We start from the raw sequence: 23,622 nt of genomic DNA, 5'->3' as shown, positions 1-23,622 counted from the left end.
GGAAATTCGACGCGGCCGAGATTGGTGACCGAGACATTCCAGGGGGCCCGCCGATCCACCATGCGTGCCATCCGCTCGCCCGCCCGGGCGTCACGCGGCGTCACGAATCGCATGCCCGCCACCGTCGTCAGATGCCGGTCGCGGCGAATAGCGGAAGCCAATCCCCGCTTCGCTTTTCGCGCCGCCGACCATAACGACACCTCCGATCCGAACGGCACGAAACCGATCAGCACCGGGGCGTAGATCCCCGGCTCGTCCGGCTCCGGCGGCGGCCGCAACCGCGCGCGGAAATCCACCGGCGAGCCGATTCCGGCGATGCCACTCGGAACGCCGTTCACGCGGCCGATCGCGCTCGCAACAGCCGCGACGAGCAACGCATGAACGGTCACGCCCGCGCGCCTACAATCGGAAGTCCACTCCGCCAGCGCTTCTCGATCGACCACGCGGGTGATGACCCGGGTGCGACGCTCCTGAAGTTCCATCGGATACGGCGTCGCCAGCCGGATCGGCCGAGTCACCACTGCGGTCACCTGGTCGGACATATTCAGCGCCAGATATCGCCGCATACCCCGCGCCTCACCGGGAATCAGATCGTCAGCGGGCCGCATCGGATTGCGTTCCCGCACCGGCCTTTCAGGATCGATCAGCTTTCGAAGCAACGCCATCAGCGACCGCCCATCCATGATTATGTGCGACACCGTGAGAATGATGTCGTGGTATTCGTCCTCGGTACCGGCATGCACCGCGACATCCACAACCCTGGCCAACCCCTTCGAGACATCGAACGGCGTCCGCATCTCCGCATCGATTTCCCGGATCCAGGCGTCGTCACTCCCCGAAGTCACCGTCCGCCACACCACCTCCGGCGACTCCAGCGGAACCAGTCGCGGATTCCGTCCACAATCATCCACAACCCCCATCCGCAACAGCGGATACTCCGCCACCAGAGCCCTCGCCCCCGCCTCCACGGCCTCCCCCGTCACCCGCCCGTGCACCCGCACCCGAGCACCGCAATTGGCCGGCGACAGCCGATCGATCAGCCAGAACCACCGCTCCGAAGCACTCAGCGATCGACCGAATCCACTTGCCGCCCTTACCATCCGACGACGATAACCCTCCCCGACACATATCGCTTTGCCAATTCCCGCGCCCCCGGGTACGGTCCTGTGCCATGCAGCGCGCACAGTCGACTACGACGCCGGACCACGTCCCGGCGCGCTGATCCCTGTTTCGATCGCAAAGCCCCGGGCGAATGCCCGGGGCTTTGCCGTGTGGTCGTTCGCCCTCGCCCGTCCGAGGAGACCCTCATGTACGACCACCGCAAGCTCGGCCGCGAACTCGGCCTGTTCGACACCGACCCGCTGATCGGTTCGGGCCTGCCGTATTGGCTGCCCGACGGCGCGATCGTCCGGCACAGCCTGGAGGAATACATTCGCACCGTCGAACGTCGCGCCGGCTACCGGCACGTGTATTCGCCCGTGCTCGGCAAGCGGGAGCTGTACGAAATATCGGGCCACTGGTCGCATTACAGCGACGACATGTACCCGCCGATGGATCTCGGCGGCGAACAGGTGGTGCTGCGCCCCAGCCTGTGCCCGCACCACGCGGTCATCTACCGGTCCCGGTCGCACAGCTACCGCGAACTACCGCTCCGCCTGGCCGAGTTGGGCGGCATGTACCGCTCCGAATTGTCCGGGGTGCTGGGCGGTTTGACCCGGGTGCGCTGTATTCAGCTCAATGACGCGCACATCTTCTGCACCCTCGATCAGGTCGCCGACGAGGCTGCGGCGGCGCTGGAGTTGATCGCCACCGCGTACCGTGCCATGGGTATCAGCGCCACCCGATACCGGCTGTCGTTGCCCGGGCCGGGAGGCAAATACGTTGCCGCGCCGGAGAAATGGCAGCGCGCCACCAAGCTGCTGATCGAAGCCCTGGACTGCTCCGGGCTGCCTTACGAATCCGCCGAGGGTGAGGCGGCCTTCTACGGCCCCAAGATCGACGTGCAGGTCACCGACCACGCGGGGCGCGAGTCCACCCTGTCCACCGTGCAGATCGATTTCCATCAGCCCGAACAGTTCGACCTGCACTACATCGGCGCGGACGGCGACAAGCACCGCCCCGTCATGGTGCACCGCAGCATCATCGGCAGCGTCGAACGCGCGATGGCGCAGCTGATCGAGCAGCACGGCGGCGCGTTCCCGGCGTGGCTGGCCCCGATCCAGGTGATCGTGCTCCCGGTTTCGGAAGCCGAGGATGGCGTCGCCGCCGAACTGGCCGAGCACTGCCGCACCGCCGGACTGCGTGCCGAGGTGAGTGCGGCGGCGGGCGGCAGCCTGGGTGCTCGAATTCGCGAAAATCGCTTGGTCCCCTATCAATTCGTGGTGGGGCCGGCCGAAGCCGCCCACGGTGACGTGTCGGTGCGACTGCGTGACGGCCGGCGGCTGCCCGCGCAACCCGCCGCACAGATCGTGCGGCGGGTCGGCGAGCTGGTCGAGTCCCATGCCGGCCGGCTCTGGGCGGACTGAGGGTCAGAGACCGCACGCGAAGTCCGCGAGCAGGGTGGGTACCGAGGAGTCGAAACCGACGACATCCAAGGTCCCGGCGTCGGCCGGGTCCGCGATGGTGAAGTTGGTGGCGGTCATGCCGATCACCACCAGCTTCGCGGCCGGGTTGACCTGGCGGCGGTACCGGGCGAGGGCCTGGTGCGGGTGCACATTGCCTGCCCAGGTCTCGTTGTCGGTGACGACGACGAAGACGTCGACGTCCAGCTTGCGATCGAGGGCGTACAGCATGGGCAAGGCGCAGTCCGTGCCACCGAACGGCAGGTCGCTCACCGCTGCGATCGCGTCGTCGAGGCGCTGACGCGGGCCGATCGACAGCGGGGTCAACGCGGCTTCGCGCCGGCCACCGCCCACCGACGTGAAACCCACGATCTCGCAAGCGGATTCGATCGACGCCGTCACCAGTGCCAGCGCCGCGGACGCCTCGCGGGCGGACAGCGGCAGCCCGGAGATCTGGGCGGTCATCGACCCGGAGACGTCCAAGGCGAGCAGGTGACGCTTACCCGCCGGCTCGACCGCCTCGAACGCGGCGTAGAACGCCGCGTCGAGAGCATCGACGATCGGACGCGACGGCTCCCAGGTGCTCTCCCCGCACGCGGACCGGCCGGCGGCGTAGGTGCGCAGTGCGACAAGCACATTCACCGGGTGCACGCGGGCCTTGCGCAAGCGATCGCGGTCGGCCAGCTGGGCGGCGACGGACACCGTGCGGGCGCCCAGCGGAGACAGCAGGCCCAGGCGGGTCAGCCGCGGCAGCTGACGCAGCAGCGCGGTCTGCGGCAAACCGTTGTCCAGCAACGCCTCCCACACCCGTGCGTCGGTCAGGCCCTCGTCCGGCAGCATCTCCCACGACAGCCGGTACTCGCGCACCAGCTCCGGCAACTGTGCCACCGGTGCGGACTGCGCCCGCTGGAAGCCCTCGATCAGACGCAGCCCGTCCAGGGACGTCGCACGCCCGCAGATCCAGTCGAACAGGCGACGACGCTCGTCCTGCTCGGTCTCCGGGTGCGACAGGCGCAGCAGATCGCGGTGCGTCCAGCCCTCACGCTGCCGGTACTCCACCGCCTGAAACGCCAGGTCGGCGACGGACTTCTCGGTGTACCAGCGCGCGACACCGCGACGCAGGCAACGACCCCAGCCGCGGAACTGCTCGATGTAGCGGGCGAACAGGAACAGGTGGGTGCCGGTGCGCGCCACCAGCGGCAGCGCCTCCAGCGCGGTCCGGCGACCCTCGACGTCGCCGAGCGATGCCGCCGCGGCCAGTGCGAACAGCGCCGGGTTCGGCTTGGGCGCGCGCCCCGACGTGGACACGGCGACGATCTCGGCGACCAGCCCCGCGGTGTCCTTCCGTGCGAAATCGATGACGACAGCGGCGTTTTCCTGGGTCAGCTCGCGCGCGGTAAAGGAGTTGAACCTTTGGAAGCCGTTAACCGATCGGCTCCGGCCCGTCCTGCTCGTCACGGCGAACGGCGGGTGAGCGGGCGTGGGGTTTCGACCGGGGTTTAGGCATGCGCTCTACCAGGCTGAGCTACGGGGCCGCGGACCCCCGGCGGGATTCGAACCCGCGACATCATGCTCCGATAACCGGCCGAATCCGGCCCGCTCACTTCGTCGTTCGCTGTACTCGAAGGACTGTATCGAGACAGCGGCGTACCCGGCCACCGATTTTCGGCGGCCGGCTACCGGTGGATGCTCAGCGCCCGCCGACGGGCTGCGGGGGCAGCGGGGTGGCCGAGATCTGGTTCTTGGGCTCACCTTCTAAGGCGGACAGGCTCTTCCAGGTGTCCCAGTCGATGGTCCAGTCGTAGATGTCGCCGTCGGCGGCGGAGAGCTGGATGCGGGTGCCGGTGACCTCGACCGGGTCGCCGTAGAGGGCTGTCGGGAAGTACTGCTGCGCGTTCTCGGTGCTGAGGTTGATGCAGCCGTTGGTGACGTTCGAATTGCCCTGCGCGCCCGCGGATTGCGGGTTGGCGTGAATGAATTCGCCGTTGTTGGAGATGCGCACGGCCCAGCGCTCGCGGGCGTTGGTGTAGAACGGCGGGTTGGACATGACGAAGTCCTCGTACTTCTCGGTCACCACGTGGATGCCCGAGCGCGTCACATTGCGGTCCTCGTTGCCCTCGCCGTAACTGCACGGGAAGTCGAACAGGGTCGCGCCGTCGCGGATCACCTGCACGCGATGCGAGGGCGCGTAGCCGCGCACGATCTGCGAGCGGCCGATCTTGAAGTCGGAGGTGAGGTCGGAGTCGCCGAACACGCCGCCGCCCATGTCGAGGCCGTACAGTTTCGCGGCGACATGCACGGCGGTGCCGGGCTGCCAGTACTCGCGCGGCCGCCAGTGCACCCGGGAGCCGCCGTTGTCGTCCTGCAGCCACGCCCAGGAACCCTCGGTGGCCGGGGTCGCGGTGACGGCGAGCGCCTTCTCCACCGCGGCCTTGTTCTCCACATGTCCCTTGAACTGCAACATGATCGGCGCGGCGATGCCGACCTCCTGGCCGTCACCGATATTGATGGTGGCGGGCGCGGTCGCCTTGGGGCTGACGGTGGTGAACTTGCCGTCGATCGCGACCGGCTTGTTGTCGGTGCCGATGGCGGTGCCCGACCAGGTGTAGGTGGCGCCGTATCCCAGCACCTCGTTCACCGTGAATTTGCTGCGAGCGGCATCGAAGGTGCCGGTTACCTGCTTGCCATTGGCGTTGGTCAGGGCCAGCTGATCGATGCGGCCATTGGTGACCGTGGCGGTCACCGGCGCCGTCGGGTTGACGTTCTCGCTGCCGTTGCCCGGCTCCAGCTTGACGGTCGCCACCGGTCCGGCGGGTTTCGCGGAACCGCCACCACCGTTGTTCGACGACGAACACGCCGCCGCGATCACCGCTGTCGACGCCACCAGCGCCGCCCGCAGGGCACCCCGGCGGGACAGTCCTCGATTGCTCACTTGCTCGACCCTACCCCCGCAAACCGTGTATCCCGGACGCTGAAATGGTGGCGCCAGCCACTCGCTACAGGCTCACACCGACCGTCACCGGTTCCGGTTCCAGGGTGATGCCGAAGCGTTCGGCAACTCCCTGGCGAACTGTACGGGCGAGGGTCACCAGATCGGTCGCGGTAGCCGCACCCCGATTGGTCAGCGCCAGCGTGTGTTTGGTCGACAAACGCGCCGGAGACCCGTCGCCCGGAAAGCCCTTGGCGAAGCCGGCGCGCTCGATGAGCCAGCCCGCGGAGAACTTTACCCCGCCCGCCGCCGGGAAGGTGGGCACGGCCACGTCCGCGCCCAGGTGTGACGCGATCGCCGCCCGCACCGCCGCCACGTTCTCGTCCGCGACGATCGGATTGGTGAAGAACGAACCGGCACTCCAGGTGTCGTGATCGTCCGGATCCAGCACCATGCCCTTGTCGGCCCGCAGCCGCAGCACCGCCGCGCGCACCTCGGCGGCCGGACGCGACTCGCCCTCCGGCGCGCCCAGCGCGTTCGCCAGTTCGCGGTAGCCCAGCGGGGCGCTGGAACCGTCGGCGCGCAAGCCGAATTCGACGGCCAACACCACCGCGGCGTCGCTATGCTTGAGAACCGAAGTGCGGTAACCGAATCCGAGCTCACCCGGCTCGACCCAGCGGATCTCGCCGGACGCGCGGTCCAGCAACCGCACCCGGCGCAGCGAATTCGCCACCTCGACGCCGTAGGCGCCCACGTTCTGCACCGGCGTCGCACCCGCGGAACCCGGAATGCCGGACAGGCATTCGAGGCCGCCGAAGCCGGCCTCGACGGTCGCGGCCACCACCGCGTCCCAATTCGCGCCCGCCTCCGCGAGCACCGCGTCGCCGGTGAGCTCGACGCCGGTGGTCGCGATGCGCACCACCACGCCCTCGAAACCGTCGTCGCCGATGAGCAGGTTGGAGCCACCGGCGAGCAGCAGCACCGGAATTCCCGCCGCGTCCAGTTCCCGCACGGTCGCCACCAGGGCCTCGGTGCTCTCGCACTCGGCCACCGTCGCCGGACCGCCGACCCGCAGGGTCGTCAGCTCCGCCAGCGGCACCGCGGCGCGCAATCGCGCACCGGTCGCGGTCAGCCGGTCCCGCAGGTCGTCGAACGACACCACCCGAGAAGTACGCACAGGCACAGACGGTAGCGTGTCCGACCATGGCGACACCTCTGGCCTTCACCGCGCACTCCACCCATCCCATGGCCGCCGTGCGCGCGGCGTTCGCCGACCGGCAGTACTGGAAGGACCGCATCGAGTCCGTCGGCGGCCCGAACGCACGCATCGAGAACCTGGTCATCGACGGCGACACCGTGCGCGTCGACATGGTGCAGACCATTCCGGCCGAGGAACTGCCCGCGCAGATCACCGCGATCAAGCCGAACGGTCTGGTCATTCCGCGCACCGAAACCTGGCACGGCAGCGGCGGCACCGTCGAGGCGCACGTGGACGGCGCGCCCGCGACCGTGAACGGCACGCTGACCGTCACCGACGACGGCTCCGGCTCCACCTTCGTGGTGGACGCGTCCATCGACGTGAAGATTCCGTTGTTCGGCAAGAAGATCGAGGCCGCCATCCAGGAGCACCTGTCCGCGCTGCTGGAGCGCGAGGCCGAGTTCACCGACAATTGGCTGAGTTCGCATTGAGCGGGTCGCTCGAGTTCGCATTGAGCGGCTCGCTCGAAGTTCGCACTGACTGGGGTCGCCCGGCAGTAACCTGAGCGATCGTGGCCCGCCGACTCGACTATTCCGCACGGTATCCGCTGCGCACCACCGCAGAGGTGTACGCGGCGATGACCAACCGTGAGCACTGGGATGCCCGCATCGAGGAACTGCGCAAGCACTCCCCGAACGACATCATCGGCCTGGACGCGGGCGACGACGGCATCACCGTCGAACTGCGGCATGTGCTCCCGCGCGACACCCTGCCCGATATGGCGCAGATGGTCGTGCACAAGGACATGGTGATCACCCGCCGGGAGACCTACGGGCCGTTCGGACCCGAGGTGACCGGCGAGTACAGCGCCGAAATCCCCGGCAGCCCAGGCACTCTCGGCGGCACCATGCGCCTGTTCCCCACCGACACCGGGTGCACCCTGCGCATCTCCTCCCATGCGCAGGTGCATGTTCCGTTCTTCGGGCGCAGGCTCGAACAACTCATGCTGGTGAATCTGGTGGACCTGTTCCGCATCGAGGCCGAGGTGACGAAGAACTGGCTGGATCAACGCCACCCCGTCGGGTAACCAAACCGATCGGGACGATCACCCGCGGCACCACCGGGATCAACAGGCTGCGCCGCGGTGATCGGTGGATGCGGCACGACCCCTTGGTTACCCAGCGCTTGCTGGAGGCCGTGGATCCGCTCGTGGTGGATCTCGGTTACGGCGCCAGCCCGGTCACCACGCTCGAAATGGCGGCCCGGCTGCGCACGCTGCGGCCGGATCTGCGGGTGGTCGGGCTGGAGATCGATCCGGAGCGGGTGGTGCCCGGACGCGACGGTGTCGTCTTCGCCCGCGGCGGTTTCGAACTCGCGGGCTTGCGGCCGACCCTGGTGCGCGCCTTCAACGTGCTGCGGCAATATCCGGAATCCGCTGTGCCCGAAGCTTGGTCGACCATCCAGTCCGGTCTTGCGCCCGACGGCCTGCTCCTCGACGGCACCTGCGACGAACTCGGCCGCCGCTGCGCCTGGATCCTGCTCGACCGCACCGCCCCGCTGTCGCTCACCCTGGCCTGGGACCCCTTCACCGTCGACACCCCCTCCGATATCGCCGAACGCCTCCCCAAGGCCCTCATCCACCGCAACATCCCCGGCGAACCCATCCACACCCTGCTCACCGCCGCCGACCGCGCCTGGGCCGTCGCCGCCCCCCTCGCCCCCTACGGCCCCCGCGTCCGCTGGCGCCACGCCGCCAACCTCCTACGCGCCCAAGGCTTCCCCCTCCGCCCCCAACGCCGCCGCCTCCGCGACAACCAACTCACCGTCCCCTGGACCGCCGTCGCCCCCCTGCCCTGAATGTCCCCGGCGAGTTACGCTGTCTCCCTACGGTCCCCGAACCCCGGCTCCCCGCGTGGGGGCACACCCGGCCGACCGCAGGCTGCAATGATCCGCGTGGTCACACGCGGATCATTGGAGCTTGTGGAGTACCGCGGCGATCGTGCCGGAGACGGCGGCGGGGGCCAGCAGGGAGCGGGGGGCGAAGGGTTGGCGCCAGAGGCCGCCGTGGGCGGCGCCGGTGGCGAAGAGGGCTTCGGGGTTGGTGGGGGTCGGATCGCCGGAAAAGAGGTCGGCGACGAGTTTGGCGGCCAGCAGGGTGCGGGCGGTGGCGGGGTCGAAGATTTCGATGCCGAAGCGGGAGGCGGCGCGGTAAGCCGCGGTGCGCCAACCGTTTTCGCGGGTGAGGCTGCGGGTCCAGGCGGGCGGGGCGACGGTGAAGGAGACCGGGTGTCCGGCGGCGTGGGCGCGGACGGCACGCCAGCGCGGGAGTCGTTGCGCCAGCGCGTAATCCGGTCCGGCCAGCGCGGGGAGGTTGTCGAACAGGCCCCACGCGCCGCCCTCGGAGTCGAAGATCGGCCGCGCGTAGTTGAGGCGGTAGAGCGAGTTCGGGGCGATGCGGTGCAGCAGATCCTGGGCGCTGCCGCGAAAACCCCGGTGCACCAGCCGATCCCGGGCCGCGGCCACCACGGAGGCGGGCACCGCGTAGGTGTCGGTCGGGGACCCCAGCAGGGCGAGAGCGGCGTCGGGGCGATGCCGCAGCAGGGTCTCGGCGAGCACATCGGAGGCGGCGGCCAGCCGGACACCGGCCGCGCCGGGCAGCTCCGCGTACAGGCCGAGCACCGGCCGCCCCGTGCTATGCGTGGTGATCCAACGCGCCAGTGCCGGAAAGCTTCTGGCGATATCGACCCCGGGTTCGCCGTCGATCGGATACCGCAGGACCCCCGCGCCCGCCTCGGCCGCGGCCCGCAGTCGCGCCCACCGCGTCGCCCCGGGCCGATCCACCGCGAGCACGTCCGCGCCCCACGCCAGCAGCGGCCGCAGCGGCCCCAGTTCCGCGCCCGCGCCGATCACGATCGCCTGAAAACCGGGCAGCCGCAACCATTCCGGATGATCGATCACCCGTTCGACGGCGGCCACGAAATCCGGCTCCAGGATCCCGTCGGCCTGCCACTCGGCCAGCCGCGATCGCAGCGACCCCTCCGACAGCAGCTGCCCCCGCCACGGCACCTCGAGCCGTTCCACCGCCGCGGCCGCACCGGCGATCTCACCCGTCTCCAGGTTCACCGCCTCGGCCTGCGCGTCCATATCGACGGCGTCCAGCGTGGTGACGGTGCGCCCGACCGAGAACCGCAGCATGTGCCGCACCGAATCCAGCCCGGCCCCGGCCATCCCGAGCGACACCTCGGGCGCGCTGATGGCCAGCGCCGTCATCCCCCGGAAGACCCGGTGATAACCGTGCCGCCAATCCCGGCAGGTCTCCACCGACTGCGCCAGATCGGCGTCGTAGGGCCGCACGGCGTCGGCGACCACCGCCGCCGAGAACATGTCCGCGATCAGATCGGGCGGTCCGGGCGGAAACACGAGATCCCACACACCTGCACCGACCTTTCCCATGGACAGTCACCCTGCCACGAATCGCGCCCCCGCAAAACTCGAAGCCCGCAGGCCGCGGGGCGCACGGCCCGGCGGGGCAACCCGCTAGCGCGGGTCCTGCTGGGCACGGGTCAGCGCCCGATGCAGCCGGGACGCCGACGCCGGATCCAATGCGGTACTGGCGGAACGGATCTCGGCGCGGGCGCAGCGGTGAATGGCGACCGCGTCGGCGACCACCTCGTCCAGGGCCGCCTGGCCGATGCCGGCCTCGGCCAGATCGAGCACGGTGCGCAGCGGCGTCGTCACCAGGAACGCCCCCGCCGATTCCACATCCCGGCGCGCGAAACCGCGCCGCAGCACCACCAGCCGCGGCGACAGCGGAAACCGCCCGACCCGCGCCGACAGGTGCACGAATCGGGGCCGCAGGCGGCCGAGACCGTGCAGTTCGGCGGCACTGTGGTGGGAGACCGCGGCCGCGCCGTCGAACCAGGCCGACCACATGGCGAATTCGTCGAGCGGGCCGTCGGGCCAGTCGGCCAGCCGCAGCAACCCCACCCCCGACCGCAGCACACTGCCGTCCCGCAGACCGTCCCGGATCCGGCTCTCGCACCCGGTCCGCAGCACCTGGCGGGTGGTGAAATAGCCCGCGTGCTGCCCGGCCAGTTCCCGCAACGCCTGCCACCCGTGTTCCGGATGGGGCTCCGGTGCCGCGCTGCCAGCCATGAGATTCAGAATAAGCCGCTCCCATGTGTGATACGTCACAATCCGCGCGTGTGAGCCGACACCTCACGGGAAGCTCAGAGCTCACACAGAAAGCTCGGGAAGAATCGGGCCCATGAGTTCGGAACCCACCTCGGACGACGCGACCACGCGCGACGCCACCGTGCAACCGACGGACTCCGCCGGGCATCCCGCAGACTCGACCGCGCAGCCGGTCGAGCTCGGCAAGGCGGACAGCGCGGACGGCACGCCCACCGAAGTCCTAGGCACGCACCAGGGCTCGGCCACCGAGGTGATCGGAACCGACGCCCCGACCGAATGGTGGAACGACCCCACCGCCGGGCAGCCCACCCAGGCCCCGCACCCCGGCGAGGCCGCCTACGCGCCCGGCGCGCAGGCCCATACGACCGGATCGACCGCGACCACGGTGCTGCCCGCCGGCTACGGGACGGCCGGCACGCCCCAGCCGACCGCCGGCCTCCCGCAGCCGGGCGGCGCCCAGGTGCCGCCGGGCACCCCGCCACCCCCGATGAAAGTCGGTGGCGGAGCGGGCGGCACATCGGGCCGGCCACGAAACCGCAAGCGCACCTTGCTGATCGTGAGCCTGGTGATCGCGCTGCTGGCGGCGGGCGGCCTGGCCGGCGGCGAGGCGTACGCCCGCCACCGGGTGGCGAGCTGCATCAGCTCCCAGTTCGAGGCCCAGATGGGCTCCAAGATCGACGTGTCGTTCGGCTGGAAACCCTTGCTGATCACCATGTTCGACAACAAGGTGTCCTCGGTGACGGTGGACAGCGACGACTCCAAGTTCGGCCCGGCCCAGGGCATGGTCGTGCACGCCACCTTCAACGATCTCGACCTGAAGGACGGCGGCAAGCAGGGCGGCACCGTCGGCAGCTCGACCGCCGAGGTCACCTGGAGCAACGACGGCATCACCAAGACCCTGGGCGGCCTGGTCTCCGGCGTCACCAGCGACCCGAATTCCGGCACCCTGAGCTTCGGTGTGCTGGGCGGGCTGGCGCAGTTGCAGGTGAAGCCCAAGATTGTCGGCGACAAGATCGAGGTCGACACGCTGCAGGCGTCCCTGCTCGGGTTCGGGCTGCCCACCGATCTGGTCTCCGGGATCGTCGACGTGATGACCGAGAGCCTGCAGAGCTATCCGATGGGCTTGCAGCCCACCAACGTTCAGGTCACCGGCAACGGTCTGCACGTCTCCCTGAAGGGTGGCCACGCCGATCTGCAGGCCACCGACAAGAACGGGCAGCAGCAGACCGTCAGCTGCTGATCTCCGCCGAAAACCCTTCCAGCACTTCCCGAGACCGCGACAACCCCAGCCGCGTGGCGCCGGCGGCGATCATCTCCGCCGCCTGCGCCGCGGTGCGGATGCCGCCGCTGGCCTTCACCCCGAGCCGCCCGCCGACGGCCTCGGCCATCAGCGCCACCGCGTGCGCACTCGCTCCGCCGGCGGGATGAAAACCGGTGGAGGTCTTCACGAAATCCGCGCCCGCCCGCTCCGCGACCCGGCACACCTCGACGATCGCCGCGTCCGTCAGCGCCGCGGACTCGATGATCACCTTCAACAGCGCGCGATCGGCGATCGCCTCCCGCACGGTGACGATGTCGGCCAGCACGGCGTTGTAATCGCCCGCCCGCGCCGCGCCCACGTCGATCACCATGTCCACCTCCGCCGCGCCCTGATCCACCGCCAGCCGCGCCTCCGCGCCCTTCACCAGCGAATGATGTTTGCCGGACGGGAAACCCGCGACCGTGGCCACCACCACGCCGGGTGCGCGCACCGGCAGCATGGACGGCGACACGCAGATCGCGAACACGCCCAGCGCCCGCGCCTCGTCGATCAGCGCGGACACCTCGGCCGGGGTGGCCTCGGGGGCCAGCAGAGTGTGATCGATCATCGCGGCCACGTCACGCCGGGAAATCTGTGTCATGAGCAGTGAGTTTCGCAGATCCTCACGATCGAGCACCGGCGGAGCGAATTTCATTGCGGGTCGCCGCCGCCGTCACGCATGCTTGTAGGCGTGCTGATCCGTCGTGAACGTACCGGCGATGCCGCCGCGATCGACGCGGTGCACCGCAGCGCCTTCGATCGCTCCTCGGATACCGAGTCTCCCCCGTCCCCACCCGCCGGTGACCCGCCGGAAGTCGGTCTCGTGCACCGGTTGCGCGACGACGGCTCGGTCTGGATCCCGACCCTGTCGCTGGTGGCGGAATTCCAGGATCAGGTCGTCGGCCACGTCTGCCTCACCCGCGCGGGTATCGGCCCGTTTCCGGTCCTGGCGCTCGGCCCCCTCGGGGTGCGCGCCGACCAGCAGGGCAGACGCATCGGCTCCGATCTCATGCACGCCGCCCTCGGCGCGGCCGACGCCCTCGACGAGCCCCTCGTCGGGCTGCTCGGCAGCCTCGAGTACTACCCGCGCTTCGGCTTCGTCCCCGGCCCCCGCCTGGGCATCGTCCCCGACGTCGCGGACTGGACCTCCCACTTCCAGGTCCGTCCCCTGACCGCCTACGAGCTCGAGATCAAGGGCGAATTCCGTTATGCCGACGCCTTCTACCGGCTGTGACCCAGGCGACTGATTCACCCCTTCGGTCCCGCGCCGAACGGTTGCTGGGAGGATGTCCGAATGAGTTCTACCCCGGACGACCGTCGCTATGTGCTCACCCTGGGCTGCCCGGACCGTCCCGGCATCATCGCCCGCATCACCTCGTTCATCGCCGATTTCGGCGGCTCGATCGTGGAGGCGGGCTATCACTCCGACCTGGAGACGGGCTGGTTCTTCACCCGGCAGGCCGTGAAGGCCGCGACCGTCCCGTTCGATCTGCAGGAGCTGCGCGACCGGTTCACCGCGGTCGCCGCCGAGCTGGGACCGGAAACCGACTGGCAGGTCATCGACTCGGGTGAACGCCGTCGCGCGGTGCTGCTGGTCTCCAAGGACGGCCACTGCCTGCACGACCTGCTGGGCCGCGCCACCAGCGGCGAGCTTCCGGCCACCATCGAAGCCGTCATCGGCAATCATCCGGATCTGGCCGGCATCACCGAGGCGCACGGCGTCAAGTTCCACCACGTGCCCTTCCCCAAGGACCCGGCCGAGCGCGGACCCGCCTTCGAGCAGGTGCGCGAACTCGTCGACGCCCACGACCCGCACGCCGTGGTGCTGGCCCGCTTCATGCAGGTGCTGCCCGCCGAACTGTGTGCGCACTGGGCCGGCAAGGCCATCAATATCCACCACAGCTTCCTGCCGTCGTTCGTCGGCGCCCGCCCGTACCACCAGGCGTTCGCGCGCGGCGTGAAGCTGATCGGCGCGACCTGCCACTACGTCACCGCCGAACTGGACGCGGGCCCGATCATCGAGCAGGACGTGACCCGCATCGACCATTCCGACACCGTGCACGACATGGTCCGGCAAGGCCGCGATATCGAGCGCGTGGTGCTGGCCCGCGGCCTGCGCTGGCATCTCGAGGGCCGCGTGCTGGTGCACGGGCGCCGGACCGTCGTCTTCGAATGAGCCGTGCCGCCGAATAACTCGGCGGCGGGTCAGACCGCGGTGGCCATGCCGCCGCCGCGGGCGACCCGGACGACCCGGTGCAGTTCGATATTGAAGGCGTGCGCGGCCTCGATGTTCACCAGATGCCCGGTGGGCAGCACGGCGTAGCGGTCGAGGTAGCCGGCCTCGGCGAGGGTGTCGGCGATCTCGCGCGAATGCACCTCCGGCAGCAGCCGGTCGTAGGCGCCCGCGAGGACCGTGGTCGGCACGGTCAGATTCGCGGCGGCGCCGTGCAGATCCAGCTTGACCAGCCCCCGGGCCACGGCCGCGCGCACCGAGGGGCGGCAGGACCGCACGATCGAGACGCCGAAGGCGACCTGGTCGCGAGTCGCGGACGGATTGGCGAGCCGATACTTGGCGACCAGGTTGACCGCCCGGCCGCCGGGCAGCGGCACCGGGGTGCCGAACAGCGCCACGGCCAGCCACTCCGGACCCGGAACGACATTGTTGAGCAAGGGAATCACGGTGGCGCGGGTAGGAATCTGCCGTGCGGCCGTGGTGGCCAGCAGCACCGCCGACGCGCGGCGCTGCACCTGCTCGGGGTACTTGGCCGCCCAGGCCTGAATGGTCATGCCGCCCATGCTGTGTCCCACCAGCACGGCCCGCTGGCCCGGCCGCAGCACGGCGTCGAGCACATCGGAGAAGTCGTCGGCGAGCTGGTCGGCGCTGAACGGCCGAGTGCCGCAATCGCTTTCGCCGTGGCCGCGCTGATCGAAGGCGATCACCCGATACTCGCCGGAGAAGGCGTTGATCTGCGGGTTCCAGTATTCGATGGCGCAGGACCAGCCGTGGGCCAGCACGATGACCTCGCCGTCGGCGGGGCCGTAGGCGTGCACGCGCAATTTCACGCCGTCACGGGTGGTTACGGGGATGACCTCGGCGGGACGCGGGGTGTTGAAGGAAGCCGTCTTGTAGCGACGGGACCGCAGTCCGGGGCGAAAGGGGGCGGTCAGCGCATCCACGCCCGCCTCCGGCAGTTTCACCAACATGAGCACTCCTTTGTGTTCGAGACCACAGTAGCGCGCTAACCAGGGCGCTTGCTAGTGCAAGCATTGATATATCTTCTTGCTATACAACAATGTTCGCGGTGACGTACGTCCCGGTTAAGGTCCCCCAGGGGTGGTCGAAACCACCCCTCAGGCGCCCACCACCTGCGCCGGAATCCCGAACGCGGACTTGGCGACCCGGTCGAGTTCGTCGTTGAACTCCCGGTAAGCCTCCACATTTCCGAGATGCCCGGTCGGCAGGATTTTGAAACCCGCCAAACTGCCTGCCGCTGTGAGCATTTCAGCGATCCGCTCACCGTGCACGGGCGGCGTCATATCGTCGGCGGAGCCGGCGAGGACGGTGGTCGGCACCGTGAGGTTCGCCGCGCCGCGTCCCACATCGAGATGCGAGAGCAGGGTGCCGAAGCGGCCGCGCACCCGCGCCGGGCAGGAACGCACGATATTGAGGCCGAACTCGGCGATGTCGCCGACCGCGGCCAAACTCATGATCTGCCGCCGGAAAACCCACTTCACCGGCGCGATCGGCGGGAAGAGGATCTGGGCGCTGAGCCCGATCAGGCCGACGGCGAACGGCAGCTTGATCCGGCCGCGATTGCAGAAGGGAACCACGGTGGTCTCCGCGATCAGCTGGCCGGCGGCGGTATTGGTCAGCAGCACCGCGAGCAGCTGCCGCTGCACGCGTTCCGGATACCGGCCCGCCCACGCCTGCACGGTCATGCCGCCCAGGCTGTGGCCCACCAGCACCGCGCGATGGCCGGGCGGCAGCACCGCGTCGAGCACGGCGGCCAGATCGTCGGCGAGCTGATCGGTGGTGAGTTGCGCGGTGCCGAGCTCACTTTCGCCGTGGCCGCGCACGTCGTAGGCGATGACGCGGTACTCACCGGCGAAGGCGTTGATCTGAGGGGTCCAGTACTCGAGGCAGCAGGTCCACCCGTGCACCAATACCAGCACATTGCCGTCGGCGGGACCGTAGGCGTGGACGCGCAGTTTCGCACCGTCGGAGGCGGTGACCGGCACGATCTCGTACGGACCGGCGGGCGGGTTGAAATCCGCGTTGCCGTAGGTCCGGGTGCGCAGGTCGGCCCGATGGTTCCGCATCAGGTCACGGACCTTCCGGCTGAGGTCCGCTGGGTTAGGCAGCATTGCCCGCATAGGACACTCCTTTGTGTTACTGATAGATACAGTAACTCGCATCACCGGGTGCTAGCTAGTGCAAGCACCCAGAAAAGCGAAAAAAGGCCGCCACCCGGATGATCCGAGTGGCGGCCGTATGTCCTTCGAGCCGGTCTACCAGCGTGGCCCGCGTTGGATCTCGTCGACCTTCGGGCGCACGTCGGCGAGATAGACGCCGGTGGCCACGACCGCCGCGATGCCGAGGATGCCCACCACGGACGTGATGGGCAGCAGCAACACGACCAGCGCGGCCACCAGAATTGCGACCCACACCGGCTTGGTCAGCTTGTCCACGGCGGTGAAGGCATCGGGGCGCTGGCGAATGGCGTGCACGAGGGCGAACACCGTCATACCCAGTGCGCACAGCTTCAGTACCCACAGAATCAAAGCGGGGATTCCCATCACCCCACCCATCATACGGAGCACGGCCCCGGCCCCCTTGGCTTCGCGCCGCGACACCGCTCGCTTCGACGCAACGTTCACATCCCCCGACACGGCAGTGGCCCTCGCACACCGGGTGTGCGAGGGCCACAAGCTCTTTCGCGGCAGGCGCGAATTACTTCTTCGCGGCCGGCGCGGCCTTCTTGGCGGGGGCCTTCTTGGCCGGAGCCTTCTTGGCGGGCACCTTCACGACCGGGGCCACATCCTCGACCGGAGCGGTCTCGGTGGTGACGTCGAGGACCTCGGCGTCGACCGCGTCGGCGACCGGGGTCTCGTCCTCGTCCTTGGTCCGGCCGATGTAGGGGCCGACCTGCTCGGTCACCTTGCCCAGGATGTCCTGGGTCTGGGCCAGCAGATCGTTGTAGCGGGACTCGACCTGCTCGAAGCGCTCCTCGAAAGCCGGGTTGCTGCGCAGCTTCTCGACGGTCTCCTCGCCGCGGGCGGCCAGGTCGGCGTACAGGTCCAGCAGCTGGTGGTAGTACTGGTCGACCAGCTTGCGCAGCTCCTCGGGGGTGGCCTTCTCGCGCAGCTCGGCCAGATCCTCGGGCAGCTCGGACGGCAGCGCCTGCACGCGCTGGCGCAGGGTCTCGGCCTGGCCCTGCAGGTCGGCCGGCAGGTTGGCGAAGCGCTCGCGGGCCTCGTCGATGCGACCCTGCACATCGGCGGAGTTGGCGCGCTCACGGATCTGCGAGACGGCATCCAGCACGGCGGCGTAGATGGCGTCGCCGGCGCCGACGGTCGCGTAGATCGGCTTGGTCACGGTGGTGGTGAGCTTGGGCTCGGTCATTGTTCGTTCTCCTGGCGTGGCGGAACTTCGGTTGTGCGGTGCGGAACCTCGTTGTCCCTGTCTCCCCCGGGAACGCCCCCCTCGAGTTCCGTTGCGTCCCCTCTGTCCTCGTTCGCCTGGTTCTCGCGGCGAAACGATTCATAGATGTCCAGGAGGACCTGTTTTTGGCGTTCGGTCAGATTGACGTCGGCCAGCAGGGCATCCCGGACAGGGCCGTGCGGCCTCTGCTCGAGGTACCCGGCCCGCATGTACAAGACCTCCGAGGAGACCCGCAGACCCTTCGCGATCTGTGCGAGCACCTCGGCGGACGGGTTACGCAGCCCGCGCTCGATCTGACTCAAGTACGGATTGCTCACCCCCGCCAGCTGTGCGAGCTGTCGCAGGGAGACCTGGGCGGCCTCGCGCTGCGACCGGATGAAGCCCCCGATGTCGTGAGCCGCGTTGGCTACGCGGCCCGACCGGTCTCCGGCGGCGGACGTCTCCGCGGTATCGCCCTCGATCGGTTCGGGAACCTCGGGATCGTGCTTCATCACTCACCTTCCGGCGGTTGTGCGGTCAATTCTAGGGCGGGGTGCTAGCTCTTGCAAGCGCTCTGCTAGCACCATTCGGGCAAACTCCCGGCGCCGCGCCCGCGGCGTTATTTGGTCAAATGTTCAGGCATTGAACAGCAAATGCGAAACGGCGTAGATGACCAATCCGGCGAGCGAGCCGATCACCGTGCCGTTGATCCGAATGAACTGCAGATCCTTGCCCGCCGCCAATTCGATCTTGCGACTGGCCTCGTCCGCGTCCCAGCGTGCCACGGTGTCGGAGACCAGCGAGGCGAACTCGGCGCCGTAATTGGCCACCAGGTATCGCACGCCGCGCTCGAGCCAGCCGTCCACCTTGCCGCGCATCTCCGGATCGGTGGCCAGCCGCTGGCCCAGCTGGCACACATTGTCGGAGACCTTGCGGCGCAGCGTGGAATTCGGATCGTCGGCCGATTCCAGGATCATCCGCTTGGCGGCCCGCCAGGTCGCCTGCGCCAGACCGTTGACCTCGCGGCGGGTCATCAATTCGGTCTTGATCTTCTCCGCCTTCTCGATCATGGCGTCGTCGTATTGCAGATCGTGCGCGAAATCCTCGAGGAATTTGTTCGCGGCCAGCCGCACCTCGTGGTCGGGCTGGGTGCGCACCTTCCAGGTGAATTCCACCAGCTCCCGGTAAATGCGCTCGGCCAGCAGCGAATTCACGAACTTCGGGGCCCACGACGGCGCGTCGCGATTCACGATGCGGTCCAGGGTCTCCTGCGAGTCCAGCGCCCACTGGTGGGCGCGCTCGGCCAGCAGATCCAGCAGCGGGGCCTGCCGGTTGTCGGCGATCAGCTCGTTGAGCACCTTGCCGATGGGCGGGCCCCACAGCGGTTCGGCGATGCGCTTGACGATGGTGTTGTCGATGATCGCCTCGACGTCCTCGTCGCGCAGCACGCCGATCACCGCGCGCAGCATGGTGGCGCTCTCGTCGGAAATGCGTTCCGCGTGTTCGGGTTCGGCCATCCAGCGGCCCAGCCGCAGCGAGATCTGCGCGGAATTCACCTTGACCGCGACGGCGTCCGGCGACAGGAAATTCGTGCGCACGAATTCGCCGAGGCCCTCGCCGACCTGGTCCTTCTTCTTGCGGATGATGGCGGTGTGCGGGATCGGCAGGCCGAGCGGGTGGCGGAACAGGGCGGTCACGGCGAACCAGTCGGCCAGCGCGCCGACCATGCCCGCCTCGGACGCGGCCTTCACATAACCGACCCACGCGCCGGCGTCGCCGCGTGAGCTCAGCCACGCGCAGACGATGTAGATGATCGTGGCGGTGGCGAGAAAACCGGTGGCGATGGCCTTCATTCGCCACAGCTCGCGCTTCTTGCCCTCTTCGTCCAGGAGATCGGCGAACGCCCCGCCGCCGGTAGGTGTGGTTTTCATCGGCTTCGGCTCGCTCGTTTCGAGTACCCCGGCACTGCCGGCAGGTTGCTCCATATCTTCCATTCTGGCGCGTGGTGTGACGAACTCCCCGCCGCCGGGCCCGTCCCGATCGGCGACGTTCCACAGCATGGGAGGCTTAAGCTGAATAGGCCCAGGCCCAGGACACGAACAAGGAGCCAACGCAGCGTGACCACCAAAGGCACCGTGAGTGCCGCCATGGAGGCGGCCACCGGCCCACGCGGTGGTCGGGTCGACGGCCGCAAACGCCGCTGGCAACAGCACAAGATCGATCGCCGTGAGGAATTGGTGGACGGCACGCTCGCCGCCATTCGCAAGCGCGGCGGGGATGCCGGCATGGACGAGATCGCCGCGGAGATCGGCGTCTCGAAAACCGTGCTCTACCGGTACTTCTCGGACAAGCAGGATCTGACCCGCGCCACCATGGAACGGTTCATCGAGACCACGCTGATGCCGCGCATCTACGAGGCCATCAGCGACGATCTCGACGAGTATCAGCTGGTCCGCAACACGCTGGCAGCCTATGTGCACACGGTCGATTCCGACACCGACGTCTACCGCTTCATCATGGGCAACGGTGCGGCCACCGACACCTCCACCCTCGCCGACTTCGAAAAGCTCTTCGCGCAGGTGGTCTCGGCGGTCATCATCGACAAGGCCTTCGACCGCAACGTGCAGACCGAGGGCGCGATGCTGTGGTCGTACGTGCTGGTCGGCGGCGTGCAGCTGGCGACGGACTGGTGGATCTCCAACCGCACCATGTCCAGCGAGGAAATGCTCGACTACCTCACCATGATGGCCTGGAGCGCCATCGAGGGCATGGTCCGCGCGGGCGGCGACCGGCATTACTTCAACTCCAAGCCACACGTCCTACCGGATCCGGAAAACAACCAAACCAGTGCTAGCTGAGAGCTAGCACTGGAGCTCGCGGATCGGTAAGAATGCAGTAGGAGACCGCGAAGGTCGCACACGGTAGCCCGCGAACAACACTCCGAGTACAACAACCTCGGCATGGTTAGGCTGATTCGTGGCGGACCACTCATGCGGTTTCCGCCATGTCGGCACCAACGGGGGTGTTGGCTCCCATGGAGGGTCACTGATGGCGAAAGAGCTGCCCACATCCAGGCTCGCGCGGGGGACGAAGCTGGGGATTGCCGTCGCAGGTAATGCCTTGCGCGCTCAGAAGACTCGACGATCCATGCGCGGCCGCTCCGAGGCCGTGCGGGCGCGGATGGCCGAGGAGTCCATGATCCGGGCCACCGAGCAGATGGTCATGGTGCTGGGCACCATGAAGGGCGTGGCCATGAAGCTCGGGCAGATGCTGTCCGTGCTGGACCTGGATCTGGTGCCGCCGGAGCACCGCGAGCGATTCCAGCGGCGGCTGGCGGTGCTGCGCGACAGCGCGCCCTCGGTGTCGTTCGACGTGATGCGGGCGGTCATCGAGGAGGATTTCGGGCAGCCGCTGGAAGCCGTGTTCAGGGACTTCGACCCGGAACCGGTGGCCGCGGCCTCCATCGGTCAGGTCTACCGGGGAACCCTGCACGACGGCCGCGAGGTCGCGGTGAAGGTGCAGTATCCGGGCATCGATGCGGCGGTGCGCGCGGACCTGAAGAACCTGGCCATGTTCCGGCGCATTCTGCAGTCGGCCATGCCGTGGGTGACCCCGGCGGTGCTCGACGAGCTGCGGCTGAATCTGGAGAGCGAACTCGACTACGTCGCGGAAGCCAATACCCAGAAGCAGATCTCGGAGCTGTTCACCGGGCATCCGTTCATCGTGGTGCCGACCACGTACCCGGAGCTGTCCACCACCCGGGTGCTGGTCAGCGAGTACTTCCCCGGGCGCGGTTTCGAGGAGATCCGGGCCATGCCCGCGGCCGAACGCAATCGGATCGGCGAGATCATCTACCGCTTCTACGTGGGCTCGCTGTTCACCTTCAACGAGTTCTGCGGTGACCCGCATCCGGGCAATCTGCTGCTCGGCGCGGACGGCCGGGTGGCGTTCCTGGACTTCGGGCTCTACAACCGGATGGATCCCGAGCATGTGCAGTTCGAGGCGGTCTGTATTCGCGCCGCGGCCGAGGAGCGCGCGGAGGATCTGCGGGATCTGATGGTGGAGCGCGGCGTCATCGACTCGCCCGAGGAGATCACACCGGAGGAATGCCTGGAGTACGTGCTGGCGGCGTGCGAGTGGGCGCTGGTGGACGAGGACCTCACCATCACACCGGAATTGGCTTCGGGCGCTTTCGTGCTGGCGGTGGATCCGCGGGCCAGCGAGTTCACGGGGATGAAGCAGCAGAATCTGCCGCCGGAGCATCTGTTCTCACGGCGCGCGGATTTCCTGACCTTCGGGATGCTGGGACAGCTGGAGGCGACGGGCAACTGGCATCGCATCGCCCGCGAATGGTTGTACGGCGACGAGCCGGTCACCGAACTCGGCCGCGCACACCACGAATGGCTGGCGAGCCGTCCGGCTCCCACGCCGACCACCGGGGGGCCGACCAAGAAGACTCGCAAGCGCGCCGCGAAGGCGTGAAAGGCACCAACTCTCGGCGGCTTTCAGGGCTTCCCCCTGAAACCCCAGAACGGAACAGGTGAGACAAAGTGGCTGACAGGGAATTCGACATCGTCCTATTCGGAGCGACGGGCTTCGTGGGCAAGCTGACCGCAGAGTATCTGCTCGGCGCCGCGCCCGCCGATGCGCGCATCGCGCTGGCGGGACGGTCGGCGGAGAAGCTGGCGGCGGTGCGCGCCGAGCTGGGCCCGGCGGCCGCGGAATGGCCGCTGGTGCAGGCGGATTCGAACGATCAGGCCAGTCTCGACGCGTTGGCGGCGCGGACCAAGGTGGTCGTCACCACCGTGGGTCCGTACCTGCGTTACGGCTTCCCGCTGGTGCAGGCGTGCGCCGAGAACGGCACCCACTACGCCGATCTCACCGGTGAGCCGCTGTTCATCCGCGAATGCATCGATCGCTTCGGGGACAAGGCCGCCGAGACCGGCGCGAAGATCGTGAATTCCTGTGGCTACGACTCGATTCCGTCGGATCTTAGCGTGTATCAGCTCTACAAGCGCAGTGTCGCCGACAATACCGGCGAGCTCACCGACGTGACGCTGGTGGCCTGGCTCAAGGGCGGCGCCAGCGGCGGCACCATCGATTCCGGCCGCGCCATGATGGAGGCCATCGCGGAGGACCCGGCCAAGGGTTCGGTGATGGCGCACCCGTATTCGCTCAGCCCCGACAAGGCGATGGAACCGAATGTGGGCCGTCAGAGCGATCAGGCGCTGTCGCGGGCCTCGGCCATCGATCCGAGCCTGGACGGCTGGGTGGCGACGTTCATCATGGGCGCGCACAACACCAAGATCGTGCGCCGCTCCAACGGCCTGCTGGGCTGGCCGTACGGCAAGAACTTCCGCTACCGCGAGGTCATGAGCGCGGGCGCGTCGGCGACCGCGCCGCTGGTGGCGGCCGGAATCGCGGGCGGCATCGTGGCCACCATGGCGGCGGGCGCGGTGCTGTCGCGAGTCGCGTTGGGCCGCAAGCTGATCGACCGCATCGTGCCCAAGCCGGGCACCGGGCCGAGCGAGCAGTCCCGGCGTAACGGCTGGTTCACCATGCGCACCTTCGCGCACACCACCTCGGGCGCGAAGTACGTGTGCACGTTCGCGGGCAAGGGCGATCCGGGCTATCAGGCCACCTCGGTGATGCTCGGCCAGTCCGGGCTGTGCCTGGCGTTCGACACGCTGCCGGAGCTGGCCGGCATTCTCACCCCGGCCTCGGCCATGGGCGACGCGCTGACCGAGCGCCTGCGCGCCGCCGGCATCACCATCGAGGTCGCCCCGGCCTGACCGTCCG

22 protein-coding genes and 1 pseudogene are annotated in these 23,622 nt (G+C 68.6%); 10 read left to right on the top strand and 13 right to left on the bottom strand.

Going from position 1 to position 23,622, the window contains the following annotated elements; genetic code table 11:
- Nucleotides 1-5 precede the first annotated feature (5 nt).
- Nucleotides 6-1,100, bottom strand: a pseudogene (locus D7D52_RS40105) (condensation domain-containing protein); the annotation flags it as partial.
- Between D7D52_RS40105 and thrS the strand changes: the two are divergent.
- Nucleotides 990-2,525, top strand: coding sequence for a threonine--tRNA ligase (gene thrS / locus D7D52_RS06185; RefSeq protein WP_342775245.1), 1,536 nt, complete (start codon nucleotides 990-992; stop codon nucleotides 2,523-2,525). The pseudogene D7D52_RS40105 and the gene thrS sit on opposite strands and share 111 nt — an antisense overlap.
- A gap of 3 nt (nucleotides 2,526-2,528) precedes the next feature.
- On the opposite strand, the gene D7D52_RS06180 is transcribed toward thrS, so the two are convergent.
- The 3 genes from D7D52_RS06180 to D7D52_RS06170 all read right to left on the bottom strand — a co-directional run bounded on the left by D7D52_RS06180 (nucleotide 2,529) and on the right by D7D52_RS06170 (nucleotide 6,649).
- Nucleotides 2,529-4,019 (bottom strand): TROVE domain-containing protein, encoded by a 1,491-nt coding sequence (locus D7D52_RS06180; protein ID WP_120735443.1) that lies wholly within the window; start codon nucleotides 4,017-4,019, stop codon nucleotides 2,529-2,531.
- A 232-nt stretch (nucleotides 4,020-4,251) separates the two neighbouring features.
- On the bottom strand, nucleotides 4,252-5,493 hold the full coding sequence (locus D7D52_RS06175) for a L,D-transpeptidase (protein ID WP_120735442.1): 1,242 nt from the start codon (nucleotides 5,491-5,493) through the stop codon (nucleotides 4,252-4,254).
- A 64-nt stretch (nucleotides 5,494-5,557) separates the two neighbouring features.
- Nucleotides 5,558-6,649 carry a UDP-N-acetylmuramate dehydrogenase gene (locus D7D52_RS06170; protein ID WP_425464664.1) on the bottom strand — a complete coding sequence of 364 codons (1,092 nt, stop codon included), beginning with the start codon at nucleotides 6,647-6,649 and terminating at the stop codon, nucleotides 5,558-5,560.
- 44 nt (nucleotides 6,650-6,693) lie between these two features.
- Here D7D52_RS06170 and D7D52_RS06165 point away from each other — a divergent pair, with 44 nt between their 5' ends.
- From D7D52_RS06165 to D7D52_RS06155, 3 genes are all read left to right on the top strand, one after another.
- Nucleotides 6,694-7,179, top strand: coding sequence for a DUF2505 domain-containing protein (locus D7D52_RS06165; RefSeq protein WP_120735440.1), 486 nt, complete (start codon nucleotides 6,694-6,696; stop codon nucleotides 7,177-7,179).
- A gap of 80 nt (nucleotides 7,180-7,259) precedes the next feature.
- The gene (locus D7D52_RS06160) at nucleotides 7,260-7,775 is read left to right on the top strand and encodes a DUF2505 domain-containing protein (RefSeq protein WP_120735439.1); all 516 of its coding nucleotides are present in this window, start codon (nucleotides 7,260-7,262) and stop codon (nucleotides 7,773-7,775) included.
- Between the two features lie 68 nt (nucleotides 7,776-7,843).
- Nucleotides 7,844-8,545: a class I SAM-dependent methyltransferase gene (locus tag D7D52_RS06155; protein WP_246023664.1), complete on the top strand. Its 702-nt coding sequence runs from the start codon at nucleotides 7,844-7,846 to the stop codon at nucleotides 8,543-8,545.
- Between the two features lie 111 nt (nucleotides 8,546-8,656).
- Here the strand turns inward: D7D52_RS06155 and D7D52_RS39830 are convergent, their stop codons facing one another.
- Nucleotides 8,657-10,141, bottom strand: a complete 1,485-nt coding sequence (locus D7D52_RS39830) for a hypothetical protein (protein ID WP_162958174.1) — start codon at nucleotides 10,139-10,141, stop codon at nucleotides 8,657-8,659.
- An 84-nt stretch (nucleotides 10,142-10,225) separates the two neighbouring features.
- The gene (locus D7D52_RS06145; RefSeq protein ID WP_120735437.1) at nucleotides 10,226-10,843 is read right to left on the bottom strand and encodes a hypothetical protein; all 618 of its coding nucleotides are present in this window, start codon (nucleotides 10,841-10,843) and stop codon (nucleotides 10,226-10,228) included.
- A 112-nt stretch (nucleotides 10,844-10,955) separates the two neighbouring features.
- Between D7D52_RS06145 and D7D52_RS39020 the strand changes: the two genes are divergently transcribed.
- The gene (locus D7D52_RS39020) at nucleotides 10,956-12,122 is read left to right on the top strand and encodes an LmeA family phospholipid-binding protein (RefSeq protein WP_246023663.1); all 1,167 of its coding nucleotides are present in this window, start codon (nucleotides 10,956-10,958) and stop codon (nucleotides 12,120-12,122) included.
- Here D7D52_RS39020 and deoC read toward each other — a convergent pair.
- The gene (gene deoC / locus D7D52_RS06135) at nucleotides 12,112-12,783 is read right to left on the bottom strand and encodes a deoxyribose-phosphate aldolase (protein WP_187703115.1); all 672 of its coding nucleotides are present in this window, start codon (nucleotides 12,781-12,783) and stop codon (nucleotides 12,112-12,114) included. The two genes, D7D52_RS39020 and deoC, sit on opposite strands and share 11 nt — an antisense overlap.
- A gap of 90 nt (nucleotides 12,784-12,873) precedes the next feature.
- Between deoC and D7D52_RS06130 the strand changes: the two genes are divergently transcribed.
- Both D7D52_RS06130 and purU read left to right on the top strand, forming a co-directional pair.
- The gene (locus tag D7D52_RS06130) at nucleotides 12,874-13,416 is read left to right on the top strand and encodes a GNAT family N-acetyltransferase (protein WP_120735436.1); all 543 of its coding nucleotides are present in this window, start codon (nucleotides 12,874-12,876) and stop codon (nucleotides 13,414-13,416) included.
- A 60-nt stretch (nucleotides 13,417-13,476) separates the two neighbouring features.
- Entirely contained in the window at nucleotides 13,477-14,358 is an 882-nt protein-coding gene (gene purU, locus D7D52_RS06125; RefSeq protein ID WP_120735435.1) for a formyltetrahydrofolate deformylase, read from the top strand.
- A 29-nt stretch (nucleotides 14,359-14,387) separates the two neighbouring features.
- Here the strand turns inward: purU and D7D52_RS06120 are convergent, their stop codons facing one another.
- From D7D52_RS06120 to D7D52_RS06095, 6 genes are all read right to left on the bottom strand, one after another.
- Nucleotides 14,388-15,386: an alpha/beta fold hydrolase gene (locus D7D52_RS06120; RefSeq protein WP_120735434.1), complete on the bottom strand. Its 999-nt coding sequence runs from the start codon at nucleotides 15,384-15,386 to the stop codon at nucleotides 14,388-14,390.
- Nucleotides 15,387-15,533: 147 nt separating this feature from the next.
- Nucleotides 15,534-16,502: an alpha/beta fold hydrolase gene (locus tag D7D52_RS06115; protein ID WP_246023662.1), complete on the bottom strand. Its 969-nt coding sequence runs from the start codon at nucleotides 16,500-16,502 to the stop codon at nucleotides 15,534-15,536.
- A 189-nt stretch (nucleotides 16,503-16,691) separates the two neighbouring features.
- Nucleotides 16,692-16,991 carry a DUF2516 family protein gene (locus tag D7D52_RS06110; protein WP_120743853.1) on the bottom strand — a complete coding sequence of 100 codons (300 nt, stop codon included), beginning with the start codon at nucleotides 16,989-16,991 and terminating at the stop codon, nucleotides 16,692-16,694.
- Nucleotides 16,992-17,133: 142 nt separating this feature from the next.
- Nucleotides 17,134-17,805, bottom strand: coding sequence for a heparin-binding hemagglutinin (locus tag D7D52_RS06105; RefSeq protein WP_120735432.1), 672 nt, complete (start codon nucleotides 17,803-17,805; stop codon nucleotides 17,134-17,136).
- Complete coding sequence (locus D7D52_RS06100; protein ID WP_120735431.1) at nucleotides 17,802-18,335, bottom strand: helix-turn-helix domain-containing protein; 534 nt, start codon at nucleotides 18,333-18,335, stop codon at nucleotides 17,802-17,804. Before D7D52_RS06100 ends, D7D52_RS06105 begins: the two co-directional genes overlap by 4 nt.
- A gap of 123 nt (nucleotides 18,336-18,458) precedes the next feature.
- Nucleotides 18,459-19,754 carry a DUF445 domain-containing protein gene (locus tag D7D52_RS06095; protein ID WP_246023661.1) on the bottom strand — a complete coding sequence of 432 codons (1,296 nt, stop codon included), beginning with the start codon at nucleotides 19,752-19,754 and terminating at the stop codon, nucleotides 18,459-18,461.
- A gap of 216 nt (nucleotides 19,755-19,970) precedes the next feature.
- Here D7D52_RS06095 and D7D52_RS06090 point away from each other — a divergent pair, with 216 nt between their 5' ends.
- From D7D52_RS06090 to D7D52_RS06080, 3 genes are all read left to right on the top strand, one after another.
- The gene (locus D7D52_RS06090) at nucleotides 19,971-20,681 is read left to right on the top strand and encodes a TetR/AcrR family transcriptional regulator (protein WP_120743851.1); all 711 of its coding nucleotides are present in this window, start codon (nucleotides 19,971-19,973) and stop codon (nucleotides 20,679-20,681) included.
- 190 nt (nucleotides 20,682-20,871) lie between these two features.
- Nucleotides 20,872-22,305: an ABC1 kinase family protein gene (locus tag D7D52_RS06085; protein WP_120735430.1), complete on the top strand. Its 1,434-nt coding sequence runs from the start codon at nucleotides 20,872-20,874 to the stop codon at nucleotides 22,303-22,305.
- A gap of 68 nt (nucleotides 22,306-22,373) precedes the next feature.
- On the top strand, nucleotides 22,374-23,615 hold the full coding sequence (locus tag D7D52_RS06080) for a saccharopine dehydrogenase family protein (RefSeq protein WP_120735429.1): 1,242 nt from the start codon (nucleotides 22,374-22,376) through the stop codon (nucleotides 23,613-23,615).
- Nucleotides 23,616-23,622 lie beyond the last annotated feature (7 nt).

The organism is Nocardia yunnanensis, from assembly GCF_003626895.1.
In the GTDB taxonomy this organism is placed as follows: Bacteria; Actinomycetota; Actinomycetes; order Mycobacteriales; family Mycobacteriaceae; genus Nocardia; species Nocardia yunnanensis.
The sequence above is the reverse complement of the archived record's forward strand: the minus strand, read 5'-3'. Positions and strand labels throughout refer to the sequence as shown.